Origin of the sequence: Candidatus Cryosericum odellii, assembly GCF_003570935.1 — a bacterium.
Taxonomy (GTDB): domain Bacteria; phylum Caldisericota; class Caldisericia; order Cryosericales; family Cryosericaceae; genus Cryosericum; species Cryosericum odellii.
Genome location: NZ_QXIU01000124.1, coordinates 1 through 3,208 on the forward strand (window position 1 = coordinate 1; position 3,208 = coordinate 3,208).

At 55.0% G+C, this 3,208-nt stretch carries 6 protein-coding genes; all 6 read right to left on the reverse strand.

The annotated features are described in order from the left end of the window. Positions 1-305, reverse strand: a 305-nt coding sequence (locus SMC5_RS05280) for an ATP-binding cassette domain-containing protein (protein ID WP_119119899.1), incomplete at its 3' end; no start/stop codon positions are given. After that, entirely contained in the window at positions 290-1,114 is an 825-nt protein-coding gene (locus SMC5_RS05285) for an ATP-binding cassette domain-containing protein (RefSeq protein WP_119119897.1), read from the reverse strand. The genes SMC5_RS05280 and SMC5_RS05285, both read right to left, overlap by 16 nt. Continuing rightward, a complete protein-coding gene (gene rplQ / locus SMC5_RS05290) occupies positions 1,115-1,471 on the reverse strand; it encodes a 50S ribosomal protein L17 (RefSeq protein ID WP_119087492.1) in 357 nt (118 codons plus the stop codon). 48 nt (positions 1,472-1,519) lie between these two features. After that, positions 1,520-2,455 carry a DNA-directed RNA polymerase subunit alpha gene (locus SMC5_RS05295; protein ID WP_119119898.1) on the reverse strand — a complete coding sequence of 312 codons (936 nt, stop codon included), beginning with the start codon at positions 2,453-2,455 and terminating at the stop codon, positions 1,520-1,522. Positions 2,456-2,464: 9 nt separating this feature from the next. Further along, complete coding sequence (rpsD, locus tag SMC5_RS05300; RefSeq protein ID WP_119087494.1) at positions 2,465-3,094, reverse strand: 30S ribosomal protein S4; 630 nt, start codon at positions 3,092-3,094, stop codon at positions 2,465-2,467. A 9-nt stretch (positions 3,095-3,103) separates the two neighbouring features. After that, a partial coding sequence (gene rpsK, locus SMC5_RS05305) for a 30S ribosomal protein S11 (protein WP_119119900.1) occupies positions 3,104-3,208 on the reverse strand: 105 nt, incomplete at its 5' end.

A 3,208-nucleotide genomic window follows, 5' to 3' on the forward strand; every position in this document is an offset into this window, starting at 1 on the left:
AAGATGGTCTCAGCAAAAAACTGATCCTCAGGATACTGGAACACAATGCCAACTCTACGGCGTACCTTGGCAAGCACTGTCCGCTTGTTGGAGACGATCTCATCATCGACAATAACATCACCCCGTGTCGAAAACAGGAGCCCGTTCAGGTGTTCAACCAGCGTTGACTTGCCCGAACCCGTCCTTCCCACGATGCCGACGAAGGCACCATCGTCGATGTGCAGGCTGATCCCCCGGAGCGCGAAGTACTCGAAGGGCTCACCACTGTCGTAGACATAGTCGACGTTCTTCAGATCAATGGACATGCCGCTCTCGCAAATTCCTCCGGGGTCAGACACAACGGAAAGTCCGTCCAGCGCTCTTGCATAAGAAACGATGCTCGGGCACTCAGTGGAAGCACCAAGTCTCCCAACTCCACGACCGCAGAATTCGAGAAGATGGCACGCGGCGAGTCCCAAGCCGCGAGCTCTCCGTTTGCCAGTACGCCTACGCGCGACGCAACGAGCACTTCGTCCAGAAGATGGGTGACCATAACGATGCCAATTCCCAACTCATGGTTCAGACGGAGCACCGTCTGCATGACCTCGCGGCGATTCGTCGGATCCAGGAGAGAAGTTGCTTCGTCCAGAATGAGGAACGAAGGCTTCATAGCAAGCACTCCAGCAATAGCCACTTTCTGCTTCTGCCCGCCGGAAAGGCGATGAGGGGGGTAGTCACGGAACTGTTCCAGGCCAAGGAGGTGCAATGCATCCTCAACGCGCTGTACCATTTCGGCGTGAGGAAGCTCGAGATTCTCGAGTCCAAAAGCGATATCATCCTCCACGGTCGTCGCCACCAACTGGTTATCCGGATTCTGGAACACAAGGCCGATGTCAAGTCCAGGATGAACATCCATGGCCGTTTGAATGTCGGCGCCGGGCAGCAGATGCACACTGCCGGACGTCGGACGCAAAAGCCCGCTGACAAGGCGGGCTAACGTACTCTTGCCGGACCCGTTGGGACCGACAATCGCGGAGATTGAACCATCTGGCAATTCCAAGTCTATGTCACGAAGGACCTGGACAGCCCCCGCGGAGGTCTCGATTTGATACGAGACCTTGTCGAGGCGAATCATCTACTTCTCTACAAACTCCAGGACCGCCATGTTCGCTGCATCACCCTTCCGATATCCGGCCTTGATGATACGCAGGTAGCCACCCGGGCGCGTGATGTAGCGATCCTTGGTCAACTTGAAGGCTTCGTCGACCGCTTCCGGCGTCAGAAGGTAGGCGTGCAGCTTGCGCCGCGTCGTCAGATCGTCGACCTTTGCAGTTGTGATGAGTTTCTCCACCACACGCTTTACTGACTTTGCACGAGTAATTGTCGTCTCAATGCGACCTTTCTCGATCACTGAGGTCGAGAGATTGCGCAACATCATGCTGCGTAAGCCGCTGTATACGCCAAGCTTTTTCAGCTTTCTTCCATGTCTCATAGCAAGAATACTCCTCTCGTCACGTTCGCGCTTACCATCGGCTGCGCGCTAATCTTCTGGGACGCTGATGCCGACATCTCTGAGGGCTTCGTCAACGCTCTTGCGACCGGCCTCTCCGAAACCGAGGACACCCTCTCCACGATGCTCTAGATAGTCAGCCACAGTCTCGACACCCGCATCCTTGAGAACTTTTGCCCAGCGGCTCTTGACGCCATCCACATTCTCCAGACTCTTTGACATCACGTTTTCGTTCGACGTCGTTGCCTCCGAAGCACTGTCTACAGAACCCTGCGTCGTCAAGCACGCAAGCAACTGTTGCGCATGGCGATCCACGATATCAAGAGCCTCTTCAAGCGCATCGCGGGCACTGGTTGTCGGGAAATGCGTAATCTCGACGATCAGGCGCTCAGAGTCAGCCTTCTGCTTGATTCTTACGGGCTCAACAGTGAAATTGGCTGTTCGTACAGGAGAGTAGATGCTGTCGAGTGCAATCGTGTCGACCGTTCCACTCAGCAGCTCATGGTTCTCCTCGTTACTGACATATCCTATCCCGGTGCGCAATAGCACCTGAAGATCAATAGCGCTGTCATCTGCGGAGAGTTCTGCTATCTTCAGCTCCGGGTTAAAGATCTTCACCAGTGAATTTTTCTCAAAATCCTCGGCCTTCACCACGCCCCTCCCCTGTCGCTTGAGAGAAAGGGTAGCTTCACTACCATCGATAATGGAGACCTGCAGGTTTCTGATGTTGAAGATGAGCTCCTGAAGATCCTCCTTGATGCCAGGCAATGACGTGAACTCGTGAAGTGCTCCGTTTACCTTGATTGCCACGGGCGCACTCCCCCGAATGGAAGACAGGAGAGCGCGGCGAAGTGCATTACCCATCGTGGTTCCATATCCATGCTGCAATGGCTCGAAGACGAACTTGCCATATTCGGCGGTCTCTTCAGCAGATGTCAGTCTGATACCTTCAAGCCCTTCTATCATGGCAGGCTCCTACTTCGAGTAGTACTCGATGACAAGACGGGTATTGATGGGAACTCCAATCTGCTCAGCTGTCGGAATCGTGAGCACGGTGCCCTCAAACTTGTCAGGGCTGAACGACAGCCATTGCACAGTGGCTGGTTTGCTAGCAACAGACTCCTGTACACTGATCATGGATTTTCCGGTATCGGTCAGAGTCACAATATCTCCCACTCTGACCTGGTATGAGGGAATGTCGACGCGGTGTCCATTGACGAACACGTTGCCGTGGCATACCATCTGGCGAGCGGACTTGCGACCCGGCTGGATCCCCATGCGGAACACAACGTTATCGAGACGCCGCTCGAGAAGCTCCAGCAGCTTGCCACCTGTGGGGATCGCTTTCTGGGAATTCGCGAGAGCGAAGTAGCCCCTGAACTGGCGTTCTGCCAGACCATAGGCAAGGCGAAGGCGTTGCTTCTCCTTAAGGTGAAGTTCATAGTCGCTGTCCTTGCGGAACTTCTGGTCGACTCCATGCTGACCTGGCCCCATCTTCCCGCGCTCGATCGCGCACTTGCCGCTGGAACAGCGAGAGCCTTTGAGGAATAGTTTCGTATTCAGTGCACGGCACTTCCGGCACGACGCATCAATATATCTGGACATAGTCGCCTCCTATACCCTTCTGATCTTGCGCGGCCTGCACCCGTTATGCGGGATGGGCGTAACGTCCTTGATGGACGAAACGTTGAGGCCAGCAGACTGCAGAGCACGGACAGC

Coding starts and splice junctions, on each gene's coding strand:
- SMC5_RS05285 (WP_119119897.1), bottom strand. CDS start 1,114: ATGATTCGCCTCGACAAGGTCTCGTATCAAATCGAGACCTCCGCGGGG.
- rpsD (WP_119087494.1), bottom strand. CDS start 3,094: ATGTCCAGATATATTGATGCGTCGTGCCGGAAGTGCCGTGCACTGAAT.
- rplQ (WP_119087492.1), bottom strand. CDS start 1,471: ATGAGACATGGAAGAAAGCTGAAAAAGCTTGGCGTATACAGCGGCTTA.
- SMC5_RS05295 (WP_119119898.1), bottom strand. CDS start 2,455: ATGATAGAAGGGCTTGAAGGTATCAGACTGACATCTGCTGAAGAGACC.